The 18,338-nt window shown below is 66.2% G+C and carries 19 protein-coding genes; 4 read left to right on the top strand and 15 right to left on the bottom strand.

The window, feature by feature from the left end; translation table 11 throughout:
* The 10 genes from AB1384_14600 to AB1384_14645 all read right to left on the bottom strand — a co-directional run.
* The coding region (locus AB1384_14600; protein MEW6555502.1) for a hypothetical protein at positions 1 to 532 on the bottom strand (532 nt) is incomplete at its 3' end.
* A gap of 288 nt (positions 533 to 820) precedes the next feature.
* Complete coding sequence (locus AB1384_14605) at positions 821 to 1,435, bottom strand: DUF5684 domain-containing protein (GenBank protein ID MEW6555503.1); 615 nt, start codon at positions 1,433 to 1,435, stop codon at positions 821 to 823.
* A gap of 34 nt (positions 1,436 to 1,469) precedes the next feature.
* Positions 1,470 to 1,664 (bottom strand): CooT family nickel-binding protein, encoded by a 195-nt coding sequence (locus tag AB1384_14610; GenBank protein ID MEW6555504.1) that lies wholly within the window; start codon positions 1,662 to 1,664, stop codon positions 1,470 to 1,472.
* On the bottom strand, positions 1,657 to 2,088 hold the full coding sequence (locus AB1384_14615) for a DUF3842 family protein (GenBank protein ID MEW6555505.1): 432 nt from the start codon (positions 2,086 to 2,088) through the stop codon (positions 1,657 to 1,659). Before AB1384_14615 ends, AB1384_14610 begins: the two co-directional genes overlap by 8 nt.
* 16 nt (positions 2,089 to 2,104) lie before the next feature.
* Complete coding sequence (trxA, locus tag AB1384_14620; protein ID MEW6555506.1) at positions 2,105 to 2,431, bottom strand: thioredoxin; 327 nt, start codon at positions 2,429 to 2,431, stop codon at positions 2,105 to 2,107.
* Between the two features lie 85 nt (positions 2,432 to 2,516).
* Positions 2,517 to 3,461, bottom strand: a complete 945-nt coding sequence (trxB, locus tag AB1384_14625; GenBank protein MEW6555507.1) for a thioredoxin-disulfide reductase — start codon at positions 3,459 to 3,461, stop codon at positions 2,517 to 2,519.
* 280 nt (positions 3,462 to 3,741) lie between these two features.
* Positions 3,742 to 5,121 (bottom strand): VWA domain-containing protein, encoded by a 1,380-nt coding sequence (locus AB1384_14630; protein MEW6555508.1) that lies wholly within the window; start codon positions 5,119 to 5,121, stop codon positions 3,742 to 3,744.
* Between the two features lie 34 nt (positions 5,122 to 5,155).
* Entirely contained in the window at positions 5,156 to 6,064 is a 909-nt protein-coding gene (locus AB1384_14635; GenBank protein ID MEW6555509.1) for a MoxR family ATPase, read from the bottom strand.
* A gap of 28 nt (positions 6,065 to 6,092) precedes the next feature.
* Positions 6,093 to 6,893: a hypothetical protein gene (locus AB1384_14640; GenBank protein MEW6555510.1), complete on the bottom strand. Its 801-nt coding sequence runs from the start codon at positions 6,891 to 6,893 to the stop codon at positions 6,093 to 6,095.
* A 199-nt stretch (positions 6,894 to 7,092) separates the two neighbouring features.
* Positions 7,093 to 7,563 (bottom strand): hypothetical protein, encoded by a 471-nt coding sequence (locus AB1384_14645; GenBank protein ID MEW6555511.1) that lies wholly within the window; start codon positions 7,561 to 7,563, stop codon positions 7,093 to 7,095.
* A gap of 86 nt (positions 7,564 to 7,649) precedes the next feature.
* On the opposite strand from AB1384_14645, the gene AB1384_14650 reads away from it, so the two are divergent.
* Positions 7,650 to 8,669, top strand: a complete 1,020-nt coding sequence (locus tag AB1384_14650; protein ID MEW6555512.1) for a radical SAM protein — start codon at positions 7,650 to 7,652, stop codon at positions 8,667 to 8,669.
* On the opposite strand, the gene AB1384_14655 is transcribed toward AB1384_14650, so the two are convergent.
* Positions 8,663 to 9,490 carry a mechanosensitive ion channel family protein gene (locus tag AB1384_14655; protein ID MEW6555513.1) on the bottom strand — a complete coding sequence of 276 codons (828 nt, stop codon included), beginning with the start codon at positions 9,488 to 9,490 and terminating at the stop codon, positions 8,663 to 8,665. The two genes, AB1384_14650 and AB1384_14655, sit on opposite strands and share 7 nt — an antisense overlap.
* A 7-nt stretch (positions 9,491 to 9,497) precedes the next feature.
* A complete protein-coding gene (locus tag AB1384_14660; GenBank protein ID MEW6555514.1) occupies positions 9,498 to 10,034 on the bottom strand; it encodes a hypothetical protein in 537 nt (178 codons plus the stop codon).
* Between the two features lie 210 nt (positions 10,035 to 10,244).
* Between AB1384_14660 and AB1384_14665 the strand changes: the two genes are divergently transcribed.
* Together AB1384_14665 and argS are read left to right on the top strand one after the other, a co-directional pair.
* Positions 10,245 to 11,423 (top strand): trypsin-like peptidase domain-containing protein, encoded by a 1,179-nt coding sequence (locus AB1384_14665; protein MEW6555515.1) that lies wholly within the window; start codon positions 10,245 to 10,247, stop codon positions 11,421 to 11,423.
* A gap of 260 nt (positions 11,424 to 11,683) precedes the next feature.
* On the top strand, positions 11,684 to 13,381 hold the full coding sequence (gene argS, locus AB1384_14670) for an arginine--tRNA ligase (protein ID MEW6555516.1): 1,698 nt from the start codon (positions 11,684 to 11,686) through the stop codon (positions 13,379 to 13,381).
* A gap of 72 nt (positions 13,382 to 13,453) precedes the next feature.
* Here argS and AB1384_14675 read toward each other — a convergent pair whose 3' ends face one another.
* The 3 genes from AB1384_14675 to AB1384_14685 all read right to left on the bottom strand — a co-directional run bounded on the left by AB1384_14675 (position 13,454) and on the right by AB1384_14685 (position 17,213).
* Positions 13,454 to 14,239, bottom strand: coding sequence for a prolyl oligopeptidase family serine peptidase (locus AB1384_14675; GenBank protein ID MEW6555517.1), 786 nt, complete (start codon positions 14,237 to 14,239; stop codon positions 13,454 to 13,456).
* An 893-nt stretch (positions 14,240 to 15,132) separates the two neighbouring features.
* The gene (locus AB1384_14680; GenBank protein ID MEW6555518.1) at positions 15,133 to 16,347 is read right to left on the bottom strand and encodes a hypothetical protein; all 1,215 of its coding nucleotides are present in this window, start codon (positions 16,345 to 16,347) and stop codon (positions 15,133 to 15,135) included.
* Positions 16,344 to 17,213, bottom strand: a complete 870-nt coding sequence (locus tag AB1384_14685) for a hypothetical protein (GenBank protein ID MEW6555519.1) — start codon at positions 17,211 to 17,213, stop codon at positions 16,344 to 16,346. Before AB1384_14685 ends, AB1384_14680 begins: the two co-directional genes overlap by 4 nt.
* Positions 17,214 to 17,383: 170 nt before the next feature.
* On the opposite strand from AB1384_14685, the gene AB1384_14690 reads away from it, so the two are divergent.
* Positions 17,384 to 18,337, top strand: coding sequence for a MoxR family ATPase (locus tag AB1384_14690; protein MEW6555520.1), 954 nt, complete (start codon positions 17,384 to 17,386; stop codon positions 18,335 to 18,337).
* Position 18,338 lies beyond the last annotated feature (1 nt).

Consider the following 18,338-nt stretch of genomic DNA (forward strand, 5'->3'; position numbering starts at 1 on the left):
TCTTTACGGTATAGGTGATGGAGGTGTCGGGCGAAGCCTGCCCGGGGTCCGCCTCCTCCCCGCTGCCCGCGAAGTCCGGGGGGAGTGAGACGACCTGGAAGGGGGTCGAGGCACCGCTCGCTCCCTCGCGGGAAGCGGTGATCACGCACGCGGGGTGGGGCGTGCGCACGATAACCTCGCAGGCGCAGGAGCCGTAGCGGAAATCGGCTGTCTCGGACGGCTCCAGGCTGCCGGTGATGTCGGCAAGGGCGACTTTACCGGAGAAGGAATGCACCGTCTTTCCGGCCGCGTCCTTCGCGGTGATGACCACGCGGAAGGGCACCCCGGCGGCCTGGGGGGAGCGCACCGCCTTGACGTCAAAATGATCGGGCGCTTCCTGCGCTGTCTCCTCGGTTGCTGCCGCGGGAGCCGCGGTGGGCGCCCCGGGCGGCCCCAGCGCGGCCAGCAGCGGGTACCAACCCGACGCCAAGAGAAGCAGGACAATAATAGCGGAAATAGCTGCGGTAAGACGCGATCCCCGATGTCTCTTCATGCTCTCCCCCCATATGCCCGGAGCCGATACTGGTTCTCTGCGCGGATAGGACATGCGAGCAGCATATACCATCGCGCGCTTGGTCTTTCGCGGGTGATTTTTCGCCAGCCGGTACGCCCTATCTGCGTATGATTCTTAAGGGGGAGCAAGCGGAATGTCAAGCAGTAAATGGTTTTTTTTTACAGCTGTGGTCGCATTGGTCCTTCTGCCTGATGGATACTTCGTGAGCCAGAAGAGAAAACCCCCGCCGGAGAGGTCCGGCGGGGGTTGTTCGTCTCTATACACCGCTTACTGCTGCGGTGGCGGCGGGGGCGGGGGTGTAGAGGGAGGCTGCGGCCCCTGTGCCGGCGGTGCCGGCGGCGGAGGCGGTGTATAAGTGGGCGGCTGCTGCGGAGGCGCATAGCTCGGCGGCTGAGGACCATATGGCGGCTGGGGTCCCTGTGGGGGCGGCCCGTACTGCCCGCCATATCCTCCCGCGGGGGGCCCGGGCGGTGCCGCCGGTCCGCTGCCCAGTATGTACATGATCACGAAGTTGACTATGGGGATGATGATCAGGATCCCCCACCAGCGTTCTTTGCCGCATCTCTCCGCTATCTCCATGAACAGCATGACCATCATCACAAAGGTGACAAGGCCGCAACAGAACATGAAAACGACCATGATGATGAACCAGGTGGTATCCTTTCCCGCCAGCTCGGTCATCATCCAGTAGTTGAGGATGGGCACCCACGCATACCAGCTGTTCTCGTATCCCAGCTTCTTGCCGATGCGGTAGAGCAGCCACGCGGAAAGAATGTAGAAAGCGATCCCGACCAGAATTGAGACGATTATGATCGCCGCCGCGGACCCTCCGCTCACTTCGTATTCGTAGGTCACATCCCTGAGCAACGACAATTCCACCATCTCGACCCCCTTTCCCTGAAGTCCAGCCCCGTTACTACGATCCGCTATCCCGCAGGATGATGCGGTGGTCCATCAGTTCCACGCGGCTTATCCTCGCGGATACCAGCTTCTGCTCGCCGAAGACGTCCACCAGCAGCAGCTTGCCCTCCTCGGGCTTCACCTCCACCACGTCGTCCATGACCTTTTCCAGTTCGCCGCCTCTGTCCAGAAAGACCACGGCCTCACACATCGCCGTCTCCTCCTCGTTCGTCCATCTCCCGGACCAGCTCCACGGCCTGCTCTATCAGCTTGGGGAGCGGGGTGTCGCTGGTCCCCATGATCTCTATGCGCGGGTTGGTGAGGGGCAGCAGCACCTTGCGCCCGGGAGAGGAGGCGATGGCCGTGGCCATCTCCGGGGTCAGCTCGCCCATCATCGAGTTGGGCACCAGGACGGAGACGCTGCCCATGATCACGTCCGCCTCGCCGATGCATACCCGCACCGCGTTCTCTCCCGTGGCCCCGCGGTTGGCCCGCGCCTTCATCATGTTTCCGGTCGCTATGGCGTTGGCCCCCAGTGCGATGATCTCCGTATCCTCGGGGAGGCTCTTCCTCAGCTCCAGGATGAGCTGGTGCCCTATGGACCCTCCCATGCCGTCGATCACGGCGATCTTCATATGTCCCTCTCCTGCACTAGAGCCAGGACGCGAATTCCTCCACGAAGGCCTGCTTCGGCCTGGCGCCGATGATCTTCTTGGCCGCTGCGCCCTTGTCGAACAGGATTATGGTGGGGATGGACTGTATCTGGTAGTCGCGGGCCACCCCCATGGACTCATCGACATTGAGCTTGCACACCTTGATCTTGCCGTCCCACTCGGCGGCGGCCTCCTCCAGGATGGGGCCCATCATCTGGCAAGGCCCGCACCACGGGGCCCAGAAATCCACCAGAGCCGGCAGTTCGCTCTTGAGCACTTCCTGCTCGAAGTTGTCGTCGTTCAGCTCGACTATCTTTCCCGCCATTGCTTACACCTCCCATCTCTTGCCTGTCTCGTCCGCCGCTTCTGCCGGGGACGGTCTTTCCCTGACGGCGCCGCGCTCGCGGCGCCTAGATATACGCCGTTCCCTTGAGGTTCTCCACGTGGAACTGCGCGCGCAGGGCTGCCCTCACGCCGTCACCGACCGCCGCGGCCACCTGCCACACCGCACCCGAGCGCACATCCCCCGCCGCGAAAACCCCTTTGACGTTGGTCTCGAGGGACCCGTCGGTGAGGATGAACCCCTTTTCGTCAAGGTCTATTGTTCCCTTTATCTCCCCGGTGTTGGGAACGTTTCCAACGTACATGAACACGCCGTCCACCGTCAGTTCCTCCTCGCCGCCGCCCTCTACGTCCGCGAGGAGCAGCCCGGTCACCTTCTGGTCGCCACGGATCTCCTTCACCGTCTTCTTCCACCTGAAGTCCATCTTGGGGTGGGAGAGGGCGCGCTCCTCGAGCACGCCGCCCGCCCGCAGGCGGTCCCGGCGGTGTACGATGATGACCTTGCTGGCGAAGCGGGTGAGGAAGAGGGCCTCCTCCACCGCCGCGTTGCCGCCGCCCACCACCGCCACTACCGCGTCCTTAAAGAAGGCGCCGTCGCAGGTGGCGCAGTAGGAGACGCCCCTGCCGTGGAACTCCTCCTCCCCCGGCACCCCCAGGGTGGCCGGGCGCATGCCCATGGCCAGCACCGCCGCATGGGCCCTCATCTCACCCTCTGCGGTCTGGAGCACCTTCACGTCACCCTCGTCGCGCAATCCCTCCAGGGGGGTGAAGGGCACGATGACCAGCCCGAACCCCTCCGCCTGGCGCCGCATGCGGTCCACCAGCTCGAAGCCGGAGATGGGCTCGGGGAAACCGGGGTAGTTCTCGATCTTCTCGGTGAGGGCGGGTGCGCCCCCGGTGAGCTGCTTCTCGATGAGCACGGCGTCCATGCGGGCGCGCGCGAGATACAGCCCCGCAGTTAGTCCCGCGGGCCCGCCGCCCACCACGATGACGTCGTAGACCTTATCTTCCATGCCGCCCTCCGCCGCTAAAGCGAGATTGTCATATATGTTATAGCATTACAGACCCGATTATAAACCCGGGGGGCCTATGCTACCTGCTCTATATCAGGACGTACGCGCCATAATGGGGTCTACCTGACATGTGACATTGTGTTGCGCAGCAGCAACCAGAGCTTCGAGTTTGCAAGGTATGTCACATGTCAGGGGCTGACCCTATTACAGCATTGTGCGGTGTTACAGCAACCAGAGCTTCGAGTGTGCTTGACATGTCACATGTCAGGGGCTGACCCCATTACAGCAGCAGTGAGCTGACGGTGTCCTCCAGGTCCTTGAGGGTGCGGCAGACGCGTGCCTCCCTGCAATAGGGGACGTACTCGCCCATGACGCTGTCCCCGGTGTCCCAGAAGGGCTTGGTCTCCGGGTTGAGCCAGATGATGCCCTTGGCGCGGTCGCGCATCCTCTCCAGGGCGCGGGTGCCGGGGTCGTTGTAGTTGTTGCGGGCGTCGCCGATGATCAGGATATAGGTGCGGTAGCCCACGTCCTGCAGGTACTGGTCGCAGAACGACTCGAAGACCTCGCCGAAGTCGCTGCGGGCGTTGTAGGAGATGTCGGCCTCGGAGAGGGCGCGGCGCACCCCCTTCTGGATGTCCTCGTCGCGGAAGAAGTCCGTCACCTCGCCCAGGTCGTCCACGAAGACGAAGCTGCGCACCTTGGCCAGGCAGTCCTGGATGGTGTAGACGAACTGCAGCATGAACTGGGAGACGCGGGCCACCGAGGACGAGATGTCGCAGAGCACCATGAGTTCGGCCTTCTCCATGCGCTTGTGCTTCAGCTTCAGCTCAAAGGGCACCCCGCCGTGCGACATGTTGCGGCGCAGGGTGGCCTTTACGTCCAGCTTGCCCCGCTTGCGCTGCTTCTCGCGCAGGTTGATCTTGTTGCGCAGCTTGCGGGCGAGGATGTCCACCGCCTTGCGCATCTGCTGCAGCTCGAACTCGTCCAGCCCCGAGAGGGGCCGGTTGATGAGCCGCTCTATCCTCTCCGCGCTGGGCACCTTGTCGGCGTTGCGTGCCTGTTCCCTCTCCACGTAGCGGCGCACCTGCTTGCGCAGGGCGTCGCGGTTGGCCTCGAAGGCCTCTTCCAGCCGCTCGATCTCTTCCTCGCTCCACCCCTCCTCGCGCAGGTGGTCCATGAGTCCGCTCAGCTGCCCCTCCATCTCCTCCCAGTCGAAGGTGTCGAATATGCGCCGGGTGTACATGCCCACCTGCATGCGCGTGGCCAGCTGTGCCGTCCCCACCTGGCCCGCGGCGGTGCGGATGAAAGACTCCCATTCCCCGCCGCGGCCCATGAGCACCATGGCCAGCATGGGGTTCATGCCCTCGCCCCGGGCGAACTGGCGCATCGCCTCCTCCAGGCGCGAGAGCAACTCGTCCTCGAGGATGTAGGCGTCCCCGCCGCTCTCCAGGCCGTAGAAATAGAGGGGGAAGAGCTCCTCGAAGATGGGTACGTCGCGGTTGCGCTTGACCGCCGCCGCCTTCAGCGCCGCCTTGAAGATTCCGGGGTCCTCCAGGCCCACCACGGCCACCGCGCCCATGGCGTCGATGCTCTCCGCGGTGGACACGGACACGCCGCGCCCCCGCAGCCCCTTGATGAAATCGAGTACTCTCTGCTCCATGGCGTTCCTTTGCAGCCGGCGTGGCGGAGGCGGGTCAACCCTCGACGACCTGGCGCAGGCTCTCCTTCGCCTTCTGGATGTCCTTTTCGTACTTGAGGATGATGTTAAGGGTGCTCCTGGCCAGCTCCTGGTCGAGGGAGTCGGAGCCCAGGACCACCAAGGCGCGAGCCCAGTCCAGGGTCTCGCTGATGCCGGGGGTCTTCTTGATGTCCAGCTTGCGCAGTCGCTGCACCGCTTTGACCACCTGCTCCGCCAGGCGTTCGCTGATGCCGGGCACCTTAAGGCGCACGATCTCCAGCTCCTGCTCCCAGTCGGGGAAGTCTATGTACAGGTGGAGGCAGCGCCGCTTCAGGGCGTCGCTGAGCTCGCGGGCGTTGTTGCTGGTGAGCACGACCATGGGGATGTGCTCGGCCTTGAGGGTGTCCAGCTCGGGGATGCTCACCTGGAAGTCGGAAAGGATCTCCAGGAGGAAAGCCTCGAACTCGGGGTCCGACTTGTCCACCTCGTCGATGAGGATGAGGGCGGGCTTCTCGCTGGTGATGGCCCTTAGCAGCGGGCGGGGCACGATGAACTTGCGTGAGAAGAAGACCTCGTCCTGGCGGGCCACGCGCTCGACCGCCTCGGAGAGGTTCTTCGCTCCCTCCAGCTCCTCGGCCAGCACGTCCTTGAGGATCTGGGTGTAGAGGAGCTGCTTGGAATACTCCCACTCGTAGAGGGACTTGGCCTCGTCCAGCCCCTCGTAGCACTGCAGGCGGATGAACTCGCGGCCCAGGGCGGCGGCGGTGACCTTGCCCAGGTCGGTCTTGCCCACCCCGGCGGGCCCCTCCACCAGCACCGGCTTCTCGAGTCTCTCGGCGAGATAGATGACCGTGGCTATCTCGCCGCTGCAGATGTACTTCTCCTCCGCGAGTCTGTTCTTTACTTCGTCTATGCTGCCGAACATGCTGCTCATCCTCCCTGTGGTCCTCCCTCTATTGCAAACCCACCCGGGGCTCGCGGTCAATATCGCCCCGGCCGCTCTCGCCGCCCGCGTGCGCCCTGGAAAGTTCCTCGTAGAGCCTCTCGCCGATGAGCAGGCCCTTGGTTATGAAGTCGGGCCCGTACTCCCGCCCCGTGGGGGTGCGGAAGGTGCCGCTGATGCGCTCGATCCCCCGCAGGCTGGTGTCGAAATGGCCGAGCATGGCGGACAGGGGCACCTTGAAGGGGGCCACCATGTTCCACACCGTCTCGGTGAAGTTGTCCGGCCCCCAGCGGAACTTGTCGGCATCGTAGAGCGCGTCGGAGAGCAGCTGAAGCGAAGGGTCCTCGAGGGGGGTCTCCGGCTTGAAGGCCTCGTGGTTGCGGATGGCCTGGACGATGGCCGCGCGCTCGCCGCCGCCGAGGTCGAAGTCCTCGAGGATGACGGCGGCCTCGTCCGCGCCCCGCTGCGCGTGCTCGGGCTGTTCCCGGCGGATGTCGTGGAGGGCGCCGGCCAGGTGGGCCAGGAGCAGCAACCTGTGCCGCCGCCCCTCAGGCTCTTCTCCCCCCGTCTCGATGAGCACCAGGGCCCCGGCGTCCACGGCCACCTTACGCACGTGCGAAAGACCGTGGCCGAGCACGTCGCCCCGCTCCTCCACGATGGCCAGGGCCCTTCCCACCATGGGGTCCGACTCGAAGGTGGCGCGGCTCTCCCCCACCTCCGCCATCTTGTCCACGTAGAAGAGGGGCGGCTCCATGCCGGAGGCGATGCTCTCGCAGAGCCTCTTCGCCTCGAGATATTCGCCGTCCAGCATCGCCTGCGCCTTTCCGTAGTGCCTTCCGCGGCCGCCCCGGCACCTCAATTGTAACCCACCGGCTGCCAGCGTGCCTTGTCCGCGGGCTGGGCCAGGGGAAGGCCCTGGGGGTCTTGCGGCCATGCCCGGACAGACGGGACCGCGGTCCGTTCCGGGGGTATATCCGTGCATGCGGGGCGGGGGCGATGGGCGCGGACCTCTAGTCCGGGCCGTCCGGGCCCCCTCCGCCGGCGGCTTCCTCCCGCTGCGCCGGCCGGGATTTCTTCCAGGCCTCCTCCACGTCCTCTTCGCCGATCTTGCCGGCCCTGCGACTCCACAGCCCCAGCGGGATGCCGAGCAGGGTGAGGTTCGCGGCCAGCATCCACAGGGTGACGGCCGACATGGCCACGGCCCCCCAGCCGTCGAAGAGGGCCCAGAGAGACAGCGCGGCCGCGGCCGCGGCCGCCACGGCGGTGGCCGCGTGCACCCGGCGGCGCAGGCGCTCCAGGCGGGCCGCCGCCTCCACCGGATAGAGGACGGTCCCCGGCGGGCTTCCCTTGTCAGCGAGGTAGCGGGAGAGGATGGCCAGGAACGAGCTGTCCGGGACGTTTCCGGCCAGGGAGACCATCGCCCCGACCATGGTGATGTTGATGAGGGTGGCCATCCCGATGAGCATCGCCCACACCGCCATCTCTCGCCCACCTCCCGCGCTTTCCCGCGGCCCGCTTCCTTGTCTGCTTCCTATGATTGCCCTAAATTTATCATGGTGGTGATGTGATGCTCGAGGATTATTTCTCCATCCTGGAAGGACGCTCCCCGGCGCGCCACTGGACGTGCTCGCGCGTGGAGGCGGGCGCTCCCTCCCTGGAGGGGGTGGGCGCGGAAGAGCTGTGGGAGCTGCACGACGCGGCCATGGTCCGCTGGCGCGAGGCCTGGAGAGGACGCGCGGAAATCCCCGCCGCCGCGGGGCCCTCGCTCCTCGACCTAAAGTCGCGGCTGGCCCACGCCATGCTTCGCTCCTGCCACATGTGCGAGCGGCGCTGCGGCGTCGACCGCACCGCGGGGGAGAAGGGGTACTGCGGGGTCGGGGAGGTCTCCCGCGTCGCGTCCGTCTTCCTCCACTTCGGCGAGGAACCGGAGCTGGTGCCTTCCCACACCATCTTCTTCGCGGGCTGTACCTTCCACTGCGCCTACTGCCAGAACTGGGACATCGCCATGGACGCCCGCACCGGCGCCCCCGCCGATCCCGCATACCTGGCGGACATCCTGCGTGATGGGCTGCGCCAGGGCTCGCGCAACGCCAACTTCGTGGGCGGCAACCCCGATCCCGACCTGCACACCATCCTGGATACCATCATCGCCCTCGGCGGAGACGGCGAGCGCCTGCCCATGGTCTGGAACTCCAACATGTACACCTCGCTTGAGGCCATGCGCCTGCTGGAGGGGGTCATGGACGTCTACCTCGCCGACTTCCGGTACGGAAACGACGAATGCGCGAGGCGTTACTCGGACGCGGACCGCTACTTCGAGGTGGTGAGCCGTAACTTCCTAGTCGCCCAAGGCCAGGGGGATGTCATGTTGCGCCAGCTCCTGCTCCCCGGCCACCTGGAGTGCTGTACCGCCAGGATCATGGAATGGGCCGCCCGCAACATGCCCGACGTCTATTTCAACCTCATGTTCCAGTACCGCCCGGAATACCGCGCCGCCCACTTCCCGGAGATCGACCGCAGGCCATCGCCGCAGGAGAAGGTGGAGGCGGTGGAGGCCGCCCGCCGCTGCGGCATCGCCCTCTACTGACCGGCGGACCTGATGGTGACCATGGGGTAGGGGATCTCGATGCCCGCGTCTTCCAGGGCCCGCTTGACGGCGCCGATGGCCTCGGACTTAGCCTCCAGCAGGCCCGCCGTGCAGGGGTCGACCCAGAAATAGGCCTTGAGCATGACCGCGCTGTCGCCCAGCTCCCGCGTGACCACCATGGGAGGGGGCTGCGCGAGCAGCGCATCGAGGCCGGAAAGCGCCTGCTCCGCCGCGGCCATGGCGGCGGGGGCGTCCGCGGAATAAGCGATGTTGAACTCGAAGTCCAGCCGGCGCCTGCGGTTGCGGCTGTTGTTGATCACCGCCGCGGTGAAGATGCTGGCGTTGGGGACGAATACCTGCCTGCCGTCGAAGGTGCAGATCACCGTGTCCCTCACCCTCACGTCCTCCACCGTGCCCTCCGTCTCCCCGAAGCGCACCACGTCCCCCACCACGAACGGCCTCTGGAAGATGAGGATGATGCCGGCGATGAAGTTCTCGATGACGTCCTTGAGGGCGAAACCGATGCCCACGCTGATCAGGCCCAGGGAAGCGACGAGGGCGGCGGCGTTGATCCCCATGACCCCCAGGGCCACCAGCACCCCCACGGCCATGACGCCCACGAAGGAGAGGCGCGCCGTGAGCTGCGCCGCGTGCTCGGAGGCCTTCACCCGCTTCAGGGACTTGCCAGTGAGGTAGCGCACGCCGCGCGCTATGAGGTAGGCGAAGAGGATGACCAGCAGGCCTGTGACCAGGGAAGGCAGGCGGGTTATGAAGCCCTCCCACAGTTCGCGCAGGGAATCGAGCAGCAGGTTGGCCGTCATCTCGATGTTATCCCGTGTCCTCGGGGGGTTGCCCCTCCCCGTCGGGGATAGCCCCTCCGGGGGTCTCCTCCGAGGGCTCCGGCTTGGGATAGAGCTCCTCCAGCCATTTCTGGGTGCGCTCCGGCAGGTTCTCCACGATCCAGGCCTGGTCCGGGTAGGCGTCCCTCACGTACGCCCACACCTGTCCCTCGCCCCCCACCTCTTCCAGCAGGGCGTTCCTCAGTCCGTCCTGGGCGCGGATGAAGTCGGTGCTGTTCTCCCGCATCATGGATTCGCTGGTCCGCACGAGGATGATCACCTCCTCCGCCCCCTTGGTCGCCCGGGCCACGGTGAAGGACCTGCGGTAGCCGGGGAGGAGGATGGCCAGCATGACTATGGCCAGGGTTATCAGGGTCACCACGTTGACGATGACCGCCCCGATGAGGCTGACCTTGCGCCTCTTCTTCTCCACCCTTATGGTTTCCCCGGGCGGGGTCATCTCCACGCCCGGCCCGGGCATCGCTCCGCCGCCCTCCAGCGCGGGCTGCTCGTCCTGCTTGTCCACGGGCATCACCTCCGTCTGACAATCCTTCTCCGCGGCCCGGCGATTCCCCTGCCGCACGGTGTCACGCCTTATTCTATCAGTCGTTTGGAGGCGAGGCGGGAACAAGCGGTTCCGGGATAGCGTCCTCTAGCAGTAAAGTAACGTGGGAATAATAATATTCTAGGACTTGAACGGACCGGGCTTCCGCCCGCAAAGACAGAGGAGATGGCCATGACCGAGAACCTGGAAAAGCCGCCAGTGCCTCCGGAGCCTCCGCGCATCCCGCCGGAGCCGCCCTTCCCCTCGCCCCCGCCGAAGTCCGGGGGCGGAGCCAGGATATTCGTCATTTCGCTGGTGGTCGCGATAGTGGTGGCGGTGGGCATCCTGTTCCTGGTGCCCCTCATCCTGGGAGCGAACCCCATCGACGTCCTTAAAGGCGAGGGCACGGAGACGGTGCAGGAGATCCGGACCGTCGAGGAGCGCGTGGTCAGGGCGGGGCAGGAGGCTGTGGTGGAGGCGGCAGCGAAGGCCCTCCCCTCCACCGTCAACATCGAGGTAAGGGTGGGTAGCCTGGGGGCGGGCATAGGCTCTGGTTTCATCTTCGACTCGGACGGCTACATCGCCACCAACAACCACGTGGTCGAGGACGCCACCGGCCTCAAGGTGGCCCTGCAGGACGGCACGGTATACGACGCCGAGGTGGTGGGGACCGATCCAGATACGGACATCGCGGTGATCAAGATCGACGCCACCGGCCTCCCCGCCGCCACCATCGGCACCTCTTCGGACCTGGTGCAGGGAGAGCTGGCGGTGGCCGTCGGCAGCCCCGAGGGGTTCCAGGGCAGCGTCACCTCAGGCATCATCAGCGCCCTCAACCGCAACATCTACATCGAAGGCAGCCCTCCGCTGCTGGACGTCATCCAGACCGACGCGGCCATCAACCCCGGCAACTCGGGTGGGCCTCTCTGTAACAGCGTCGGGGAGGTGGTGGGCATCAACACCGCTATCTATTCCCAGAGCGGCGGTTATGACGGCCTGGGTTTCGCCATCCCCATCGACACCGCCAAACCCATCATCGAGCAGCTCATCGCTACCGGCTCCGTCACCCACCCCTGGCTGGGCATCACCGGCAGCACCCTGGACCCCGATACGGCCGAGAGCTACAACCTGCCCATCGACAGCGGAGCCATCGTCAACAGCGTGGTCGCCGGCACCCCGGCCGACGAGGCCGGCCTCGAGGAGGGGGACATCATCGTGGCCATGGACGGCACCCCCATCGAGTCCATGGACGACCTGGTGCTGGAGATAAGGAAGCGTGGCGTGGGCGACACGGTGACCATAACCTACTACCGCAACGACGAAAAGAGGGAGACCACGGCCACCCTGGAGGAGAAGCCGGCATCACCGTAGGTCACGGGTTGGCTGCCTTTATTGCTGGCCCTTGCCGGCCTGAGTATTAAAGCGGGCCTCACTCCGCAGGCGCGCTCCGCTCCGGCCGGCCTTTTGTCTCTCGCGTCAGCAGAAGCACGGGCTGAAACCGCGTCCGTGTGCCGCGACGCCGTGGGCTGGTTCTTGCCACCACAGGCATGCGGTTATAATCTGGGGAGGAATCGTGCCCGGGTAGACCCGCCCGGTTAGAGCCGTGACGACTCGACCACCAGGGAGGCAGCTTGATCGCCAGGGAACTGCGGGAGATGATCGACCGGGCCATCGCCGCGGCCGCCGCGGCCGGGGAGATACCCGCCGTGGAAGCCCCCGGCTTCGTCCTGGAGCGCCCGCGCCACAAGGCCCACGGCGACTGGGCCACCAACGCGGCGCTGACCCTGGCGGGCAGCCTGGGGAGCAGCCCCCGCGACGTCGCTTCCATCCTCGCCGCGCGCCTGCGGGCGGCCATGGAAGAGGGCGCCGCGGCGGGCGAGCCGGTGGCGTTGCAGGCGGTGGAGGTGGCGGGCCCCGGGTTCATCAACCTCACCCTGAGCCGGGACCGCGTGCTCAGGGAGCTGGCCCGCGTGGCCAGCGAGGGACAGGAATACGGGCGCTGGGAATTCGGCAAGGGGCAGCGCATGAACGTGGAGTTCGTGTCCGCTAACCCCGTCGGTCCGCTGCACGTGGGCCACGGCCGCTGGGCGGCCCTGGGTGACGCCCTGTGCAACCTGCTGAGCATGGTGGGATACGCTGTGGACCGCGAGTTCTACTTGAACGACTTCGGCACCCAGATGGAGGTCTTCGCCGCCTCCGTGGAGGCCCGCTATCTCGAGTTGACCGGGGTGGAGGTGGAGTTCCCCGCCGAGGGGTACCACGGCGCCTACGTCATCGACATCGCCCGCGCCCTGCTGGATGAGGACGGAGGCACAAGCGCGGAGATGCCCCCCGCGGAGCGCCGGGCGGAACTGGGCGAGCGCGCCTACCGCCACGCCCTGGCGCACATCAGGGACTCCATGTCCTCTTTCGGGGTAAACTTCGACACCTGGTTCAGCGAGCGGGAGCTGCAGCGGGACGGCGCCGTGGAAAGAGAGGTGCGCGGGCTGCTCGCGGACGGCCTGGCCTATGAGAAGGATGGCGCGGTTTGGATGGCCACCTCGCGCTTCGGGGACGACAAGGACCGCGTCCTGTTGCGCAGCGGCGGCGCGCCCACCTACTTCGCCGCGGACATCGCATACCACCTGGACAAGATGGCGCGGGGGTACGACCACCTCATCAACATCTGGGGGGCAGACCACCACGGCTACGTGCGCAGGATGCAGGCGGCCATGGAGGCGCGGGGCTACCCCGACCGCCTGGAGGTCATCCTGGGCCAGCTTGTGAACCTCAAGCGGGGCGGCGAGCCCGTACGCATGTCCAAGCGCACCGGGGAGATGGTCACCTTCGACGAGCTGGTGGCGGAGGTGGGGCGGGACGCCGCCCGCTACCTTTTCCTTACCCGCAGCCAGGACACCGCCCTCGACTTCGACATCCAGCTGGCCGTGGAGGAGAGCATGGACAACCCCGTCTATTACGTGCAGTACGCCCACGCGCGCATCTGCAGCATCCTGCGCTACGGCCTGGGTAAGGGGGTGGACCTCTCCGAGGAGATACCGCCCCTGGAGACGTTGCGCCTGCTCTCCTCGGAGGAGGAGGCCGACCTCGCCCTGAAGGTCTTCGAGTTCGAGGAGCTGGTTAGGGACGCCGCCCTGGACCGCGCTCCCCACCGCCTCACCCGCTACCTGGAGGAGCTTGCCGCCACCTTCCACGTCTTCTACAACCGCCACCGTGTCATCGGCGACGACGCGGAGCTCACCACGGCGCGCCTCTTCCTGGCGCGATGCGTGCGCCAGGTGCTCCTCAACGGCCTGGGCATACTCGGCGTTTCCGCCCCCGACAGCATGTAAGACGGGGTCAGCCCCTGACATGTGACATTGTGCTGCGTAACAGCAACCAGAGCTTCGAGCCTGCAAGGCATGTCACATGTCAGGGGCTGACCCCGTTCGTTTTAGGGTCCAACTTACGGCCATGTCCATTGCCGCGGCGTCCAGCCTCAGCTTGTGGGCTCCCCCCGCCACGATGAACAGCTCCTTGGGCCGGGAGGCCGCTTCGTAAAGCCGGTAGGCCTCCGCCACCGGCACGGTCTCGTCGCGGTCCCCGTGGACGATGAGCAGCGGCGTCGGGGTGACGCCGGCCACATGAGCGACGGGGTTGCATTCGAGCATCTCCCGGTAAAAGCCATCCTCGGAGGCGGGAAAGGCGGGGTCGCGGATGATGCCGATGGCCCGGGCGTGGGATATGAACTCGCCCATGCCCTCCCTCGCGATCAGGTTCGAGAAGTCGGCCGGCGACGACAGGGAAACCACGCCCGCCAGGCCCCGCTCGCGCGCCGCGCAGACGATGGAGGCCGCCCCTCCCCCGCTGAAGCCCATGAGCACGGTGCGGTTGGGGTCGCATCCCTCGAACGGTGCGCCCCCCGCACGCGCGGCGGCCAGCAGAGCCTCCAGGTCCGACACCCAGCCCCCGAGGGAGAAGTCTCCCCCCGAAAGCCCCGTCCCCCGGAAGTTGAAATAGCACGCGGCGGAGCCGCCCGCGGCCAGGCGGCGCGCCAGGGCCTCGTAGCCGGGCTCCCCCGGTACGGGGACGCCACTGGGGATGCCGTGGCAGAGCAGTACCAGGGGCCACGGCTCCTCCACGGCGGGCAGCACCACCGTCCCCCGCAAGGCCACGCCCTGTGAGTCCAGCACCAGCTCTCTCTCGGCCATCCTCATCCCTCCGCGAACATGGGGGCTTGCTCTGCGCTTTATCCTCTCCGTTCCCTGCTTGCGTTAGCTCGTATTCATCATATCAAACGCAAAAGCTGTTTCTACCAGCATCGCTTATTTGCCCCTCTGGACGCTATTCGGACAGGCTATTGTAGCCAGAAAGAGAAAACCGCGGACTGATCGCACCTACGGGGTTCTGTAATGATAGAATGAATTCATTAGGAGACATATATGGGGAATATCCTGGGGTAACAACCTTATGAACACAGAAGATGAAGCCTCTCGAGAAGCCTATTGGATACTCATCCGCAGGGTAATATATGTTTCGGGAGTTTAGGGGCAGTTTTAGGGATCTTGCTATCGGTCCTTGGTGAAGTATTCAAAGCAATCGTGTGCATTATAATGTCCGTGCTCTGTTTCTTCATAGGTATAACCTCATGGTTTATGCTCAGGCCGCATTATCATGACCGAGTGGAGAAGCGACAAAAACCCTGTGGCGTCTAGCAAACCCTATTGATCCCCCTCGTCTGGGGGATTGGGGTCCTTTTCGAGGTGATCCGCAAAGAGACTGGAGGTTCAGGCTCGGCGGTCTTGCGGTTGTGTCTTTGATATCGGCACTATTGATGCTTGCTTGGTCGATATATCTTCTAATCTGAAAACAGCATCCTTCATAGTGTTTATCCTTCTATGTCTGTCCCGAGAGCCACGGTTTCTTTCCTCCCGAGGTGAGTGGTTTGGCGGGGCTTGAACGTGGGTATATGTTCATGGGGGTTCGTGTCCGGGTCACCACTTGGGGCAGGCCGGAACCTCCCGGGCGAAGACCGGCGGACCCGGGAGACAAGGGATGGCACCCGCTCTGCGCGGTGCCTTTCTCTTTGTACCCACCCCCGCCCTCAGCCGGTGAAGAACCCGGCCCTCCTGGAGAGATAGAGGATGACCGGCATGAGGTCGCTGCCCGCGATCTGCCCCATGCCGCCCGCCGCCGCGCTCACCTCGTCGAAACGCTCGACCGTGTCCCTGCGCACCGTGCTGCCGTGGAAGAGGACGGGCACGGGATCGCCGCCGTGGAGCACCCTGGCGTCGCGGGCGGTCGGCGTGGAGTGGTCCGCCGTGACCACCGTTAGCAGCCCGGGGTCGTCGAGTAGCCCCGTCATCGCCGATAGCGCCCCGTCCATGGCGGCGATGACCTCGGCCTTGGCGGAGGGGACGCCGGCGTGGGCGGCCTCATCGGCATACTTGGTGTGGACAAAGACGAATTCGCGGTCCCCCCGCAGGAGGCCCGCAGCCGCATCCAGCTTGGCCGCGAGGTCGTCACCCGCCCCAGCGCCGCGCACCGTCTCCACGAGCATGGACAGGGCCGTGCCCATGCCCTGGAAGCAGGGCGTGGATACCACCGCCGCGGCGCGCATGCCGTGCCTGTCCTGGAACGGCGCGACCTCGCGCCCCTGCGACGGCCATTTCACCGTCAGGGCCAGCTCGCCCTCCGCCCTCTCCTCCTCCGCCAGCCACTCCTCGGCGGCGGCGATGAAGGCCTCCAGGCCAGCCGCCGTGGATGCCGCCGCCTCATCATCCTCCCAACCGTCCGCCGGGCGCAGCTCCCGCAGGGGAAGGTGGCGCAGGAAGGGGTCGCTGCACGCGATGCGGTGAGAGCCCCCTCGCACCGCGGCGATGAACTCTATCCCGCCCATATAGAACAGCTCCATGCCGGGCGGCGCCAGCCCGCGCAACCCCTCGGCCAGGCGCGAACAGACGTCCGCCATGCGCGCCTCGTCGTGGTCGGCCACGAAAACACCGCCCTCCCTCCTCTCCACCGGCACCAGGTTGAGCATGAAGAGGGCGTCGCCCTCCCGCAGGGGCAAGCCGGCGGCGAGGGCATGGAGGTAGGCGCGCCCCGGGAACTCCCCGGAACGGTATCCGAACATGGCCCAGTGGGCCACCTCGCTCGAGGGGCAGACGCCGGGGCCCAGCGGGTACATGAGCGCGCTACAGCCCTCGCCGGCCAGGCGGTCCAGGGTGGGGGTGGCGGCGGCCTGCAGGGGGGTGGACCAGGCGAGCTCAGGATGGGAGATGTCCGCCAGGCCGTCGATCACCAGTAGCAGGACCTTCATGCCCCTCCCTCCACGAGCCGCCCCAGGACCTGCGCGGCTTGCGCGTCATAGTCCGCCTCGCCACGCTCGCGCAGGGAGCGCAGTATGGCCCTGGTCACCGGCACCAGGTACTCGTCCAGGTAGGCCCGGAGGCGGCCATGGTCGCAGTCTACCTCCCCGTCCAGGCCGCGGTAATTGCCGGAGAGGACGCAGCCTGGCTGCCCCTCCCCCTCCTCCCAGTCGCCGGCAAGGGAACGGATGGCGTCCTCGTCGTCTACCTCCAGCAGGGGCAGCTCCAGGTCGATGCCGTACTCGGCCAGCACGCCCCGGTAGGCCTCCACCGCCGGGCGGGTCTGGTTTATCTTGACCTTCCCTCCGTGCCCCAGCCTCTCACCCCCCACCTGGCGCGCGATCCCCGCCTCCCAGGCCAACGGCGCGCGCACGGCATGCAGGTACATGTGGCAGCCCACGCAGATATGCCAGGGGCCGTAATCCCGGGAGAGCACGGAGTTCACTCGGCCGATGGTCGCCCTCCACCAGCGTGGAGAGCCCAGCACCACCGGGTTGGCGACCTCCACCCCCAGGGGCTGCGCCAGGCGCCGCAAGCGCTCGGCGTTATGGAACAGGGCCGCGGTGTCGCCGTACTCCGTCGCGGTGAAGACGATGCTGGGGAGAAGGAGGCGCAACGCCTTCCCTTTCGCCAGGGCTATGGCCGCGGCTATGCTGTCCCTGCCGGCGATCTCCACCAGGGCACATTCCGGTCCCATAGGCTCGCCCCGGTACTGGCCGGCCACCCTGTCTTCGTCCCTGGCGAGGCCGGCGAGGTCAATCCCCGCTCCAGCCGCCTCCTTGTCCGGCGGCCCCGTTCTCGCATCCCATGACTCCATCGCCCCGTAGCCTTTCCGTGCTGCCTCGCATCGCGCAAGGCCCTCGGCCGTCCGCTTTCCACCATTATAATGCCGCGCCTCCGCGCCGCTATATGTCATTGTCGCTCAACATCACCGCCCCTATGCTCGATATATAAATGACAATGCCCGCTTTCGAAGCTGGAGGTTTGATGGTCGCCGCCGCGGATTTCGAGGAGATGGGCCGCCGCGCCCGGGCGCTGGCTGAGAACGTGTGCCTGGTCATCCGGGGAAAGGACGCACAGGTGGAGATGGCGGTCGTCGCCCTGATCGGCGGCGGCCACCTGCTCATCGAGGACGTGCCGGGCGTGGGCAAGACCATGCTGGCGCGCTCCCTGGCGCTCTCCCTCACCGGGGAATACTGCCGCATCCAGTTCACCCCCGACCTGTTGCCCTCGGACATCACCGGCACGACCATCTTCAACCAGAAGACCGCGGAGTTCGAGTTCCGCCCCGGCCCCATCTTCGCCAACGTGGTGCTGGCCGACGAGATCAACCGCGCCACGCCGCGCACGCAGTCGAGCCTGCTGGAGGCCATGGACGAGGGGCAGGTGACGGTGGACGGCACGGCGCACGCCCTCCCCCGGCCCTTCTTTGTCATCGCCACCCAGAACCCCGTGGAGTACCACGGCACCTATCCGCTGCCCGAGGGGCAGCTGGACCGCTTCTGCATGAGCATAACCCTGGACTACCCCTCCGAGGAATACGAGAAAGAGATAATCGAGGGGCAACTCGAGCAGCACCCCGTCAACCGGCTCGAGCACGTGCTGCGCGCCGACGAGCTGGCGGGGCTGCAGCACGCGGCGCGCACGGTGAGCGTCGATCCCGACGTGCTCTCCTACGCCGTCAGCCTGGTGCGGGCGACGCGGGAGGACGAGAACATCTCTCTCGGCGCCAGCCCGCGCGGCACCATCTTCCTGGTGCGCACCGCCCAGGCCAGGGCCTTCGTCGCCGGGCGCGACTTCCTCACTCCGGACGACGTCAAGGCCGTGGCCGCCAGCGTCCTCGCCCACCGCGTCATCCCCGCCTCGCGCGCGCAGAGCCTGGCCGAATCGCGCGCGGCCATCTCCGCGGTCCTGGAGCGGGTGCCGGTGCCGGTGGTATAGG

This window comes from Actinomycetota bacterium (assembly GCA_040757835.1).
Lineage (GTDB): Bacteria > Actinomycetota > Geothermincolia > Geothermincolales > RBG-13-55-18 > SURF-21.

Coding starts and splice junctions, on each gene's coding strand:
- AB1384_14605 (MEW6555503.1), bottom strand. CDS start 1,435: ATGGTGGAATTGTCGTTGCTCAGGGATGTGACCTACGAATACGAAGTG.
- AB1384_14610 (MEW6555504.1), bottom strand. CDS start 1,664: ATGTGTGAGGCCGTGGTCTTTCTGGACAGAGGCGGCGAACTGGAAAAG.
- AB1384_14615 (MEW6555505.1), bottom strand. CDS start 2,088: ATGAAGATCGCCGTGATCGACGGCATGGGAGGGTCCATAGGGCACCAG.
- trxA (MEW6555506.1), bottom strand. CDS start 2,431: ATGGCGGGAAAGATAGTCGAGCTGAACGACGACAACTTCGAGCAGGAA.
- trxB (MEW6555507.1), bottom strand. CDS start 3,461: ATGGAAGATAAGGTCTACGACGTCATCGTGGTGGGCGGCGGGCCCGCG.
- AB1384_14630 (MEW6555508.1), bottom strand. CDS start 5,121: ATGGAGCAGAGAGTACTCGATTTCATCAAGGGGCTGCGGGGGCGCGGC.
- AB1384_14635 (MEW6555509.1), bottom strand. CDS start 6,064: ATGTTCGGCAGCATAGACGAAGTAAAGAACAGACTCGCGGAGGAGAAG.
- AB1384_14640 (MEW6555510.1), bottom strand. CDS start 6,893: ATGCTGGACGGCGAATATCTCGAGGCGAAGAGGCTCTGCGAGAGCATC.
- AB1384_14645 (MEW6555511.1), bottom strand. CDS start 7,563: ATGGCGGTGTGGGCGATGCTCATCGGGATGGCCACCCTCATCAACATC.
- AB1384_14650 (MEW6555512.1), top strand. CDS start 7,650: ATGCTCGAGGATTATTTCTCCATCCTGGAAGGACGCTCCCCGGCGCGC.
- AB1384_14655 (MEW6555513.1), bottom strand. CDS start 9,490: ATGACGGCCAACCTGCTGCTCGATTCCCTGCGCGAACTGTGGGAGGGC.
- AB1384_14665 (MEW6555515.1), top strand. CDS start 10,245: ATGACCGAGAACCTGGAAAAGCCGCCAGTGCCTCCGGAGCCTCCGCGC.
- AB1384_14675 (MEW6555517.1), bottom strand. CDS start 14,239: ATGGCCGAGAGAGAGCTGGTGCTGGACTCACAGGGCGTGGCCTTGCGG.
- AB1384_14680 (MEW6555518.1), bottom strand. CDS start 16,347: ATGAAGGTCCTGCTACTGGTGATCGACGGCCTGGCGGACATCTCCCAT.
- AB1384_14685 (MEW6555519.1), bottom strand. CDS start 17,213: ATGGAGTCATGGGATGCGAGAACGGGGCCGCCGGACAAGGAGGCGGCT.
- AB1384_14690 (MEW6555520.1), top strand. CDS start 17,384: ATGGTCGCCGCCGCGGATTTCGAGGAGATGGGCCGCCGCGCCCGGGCG.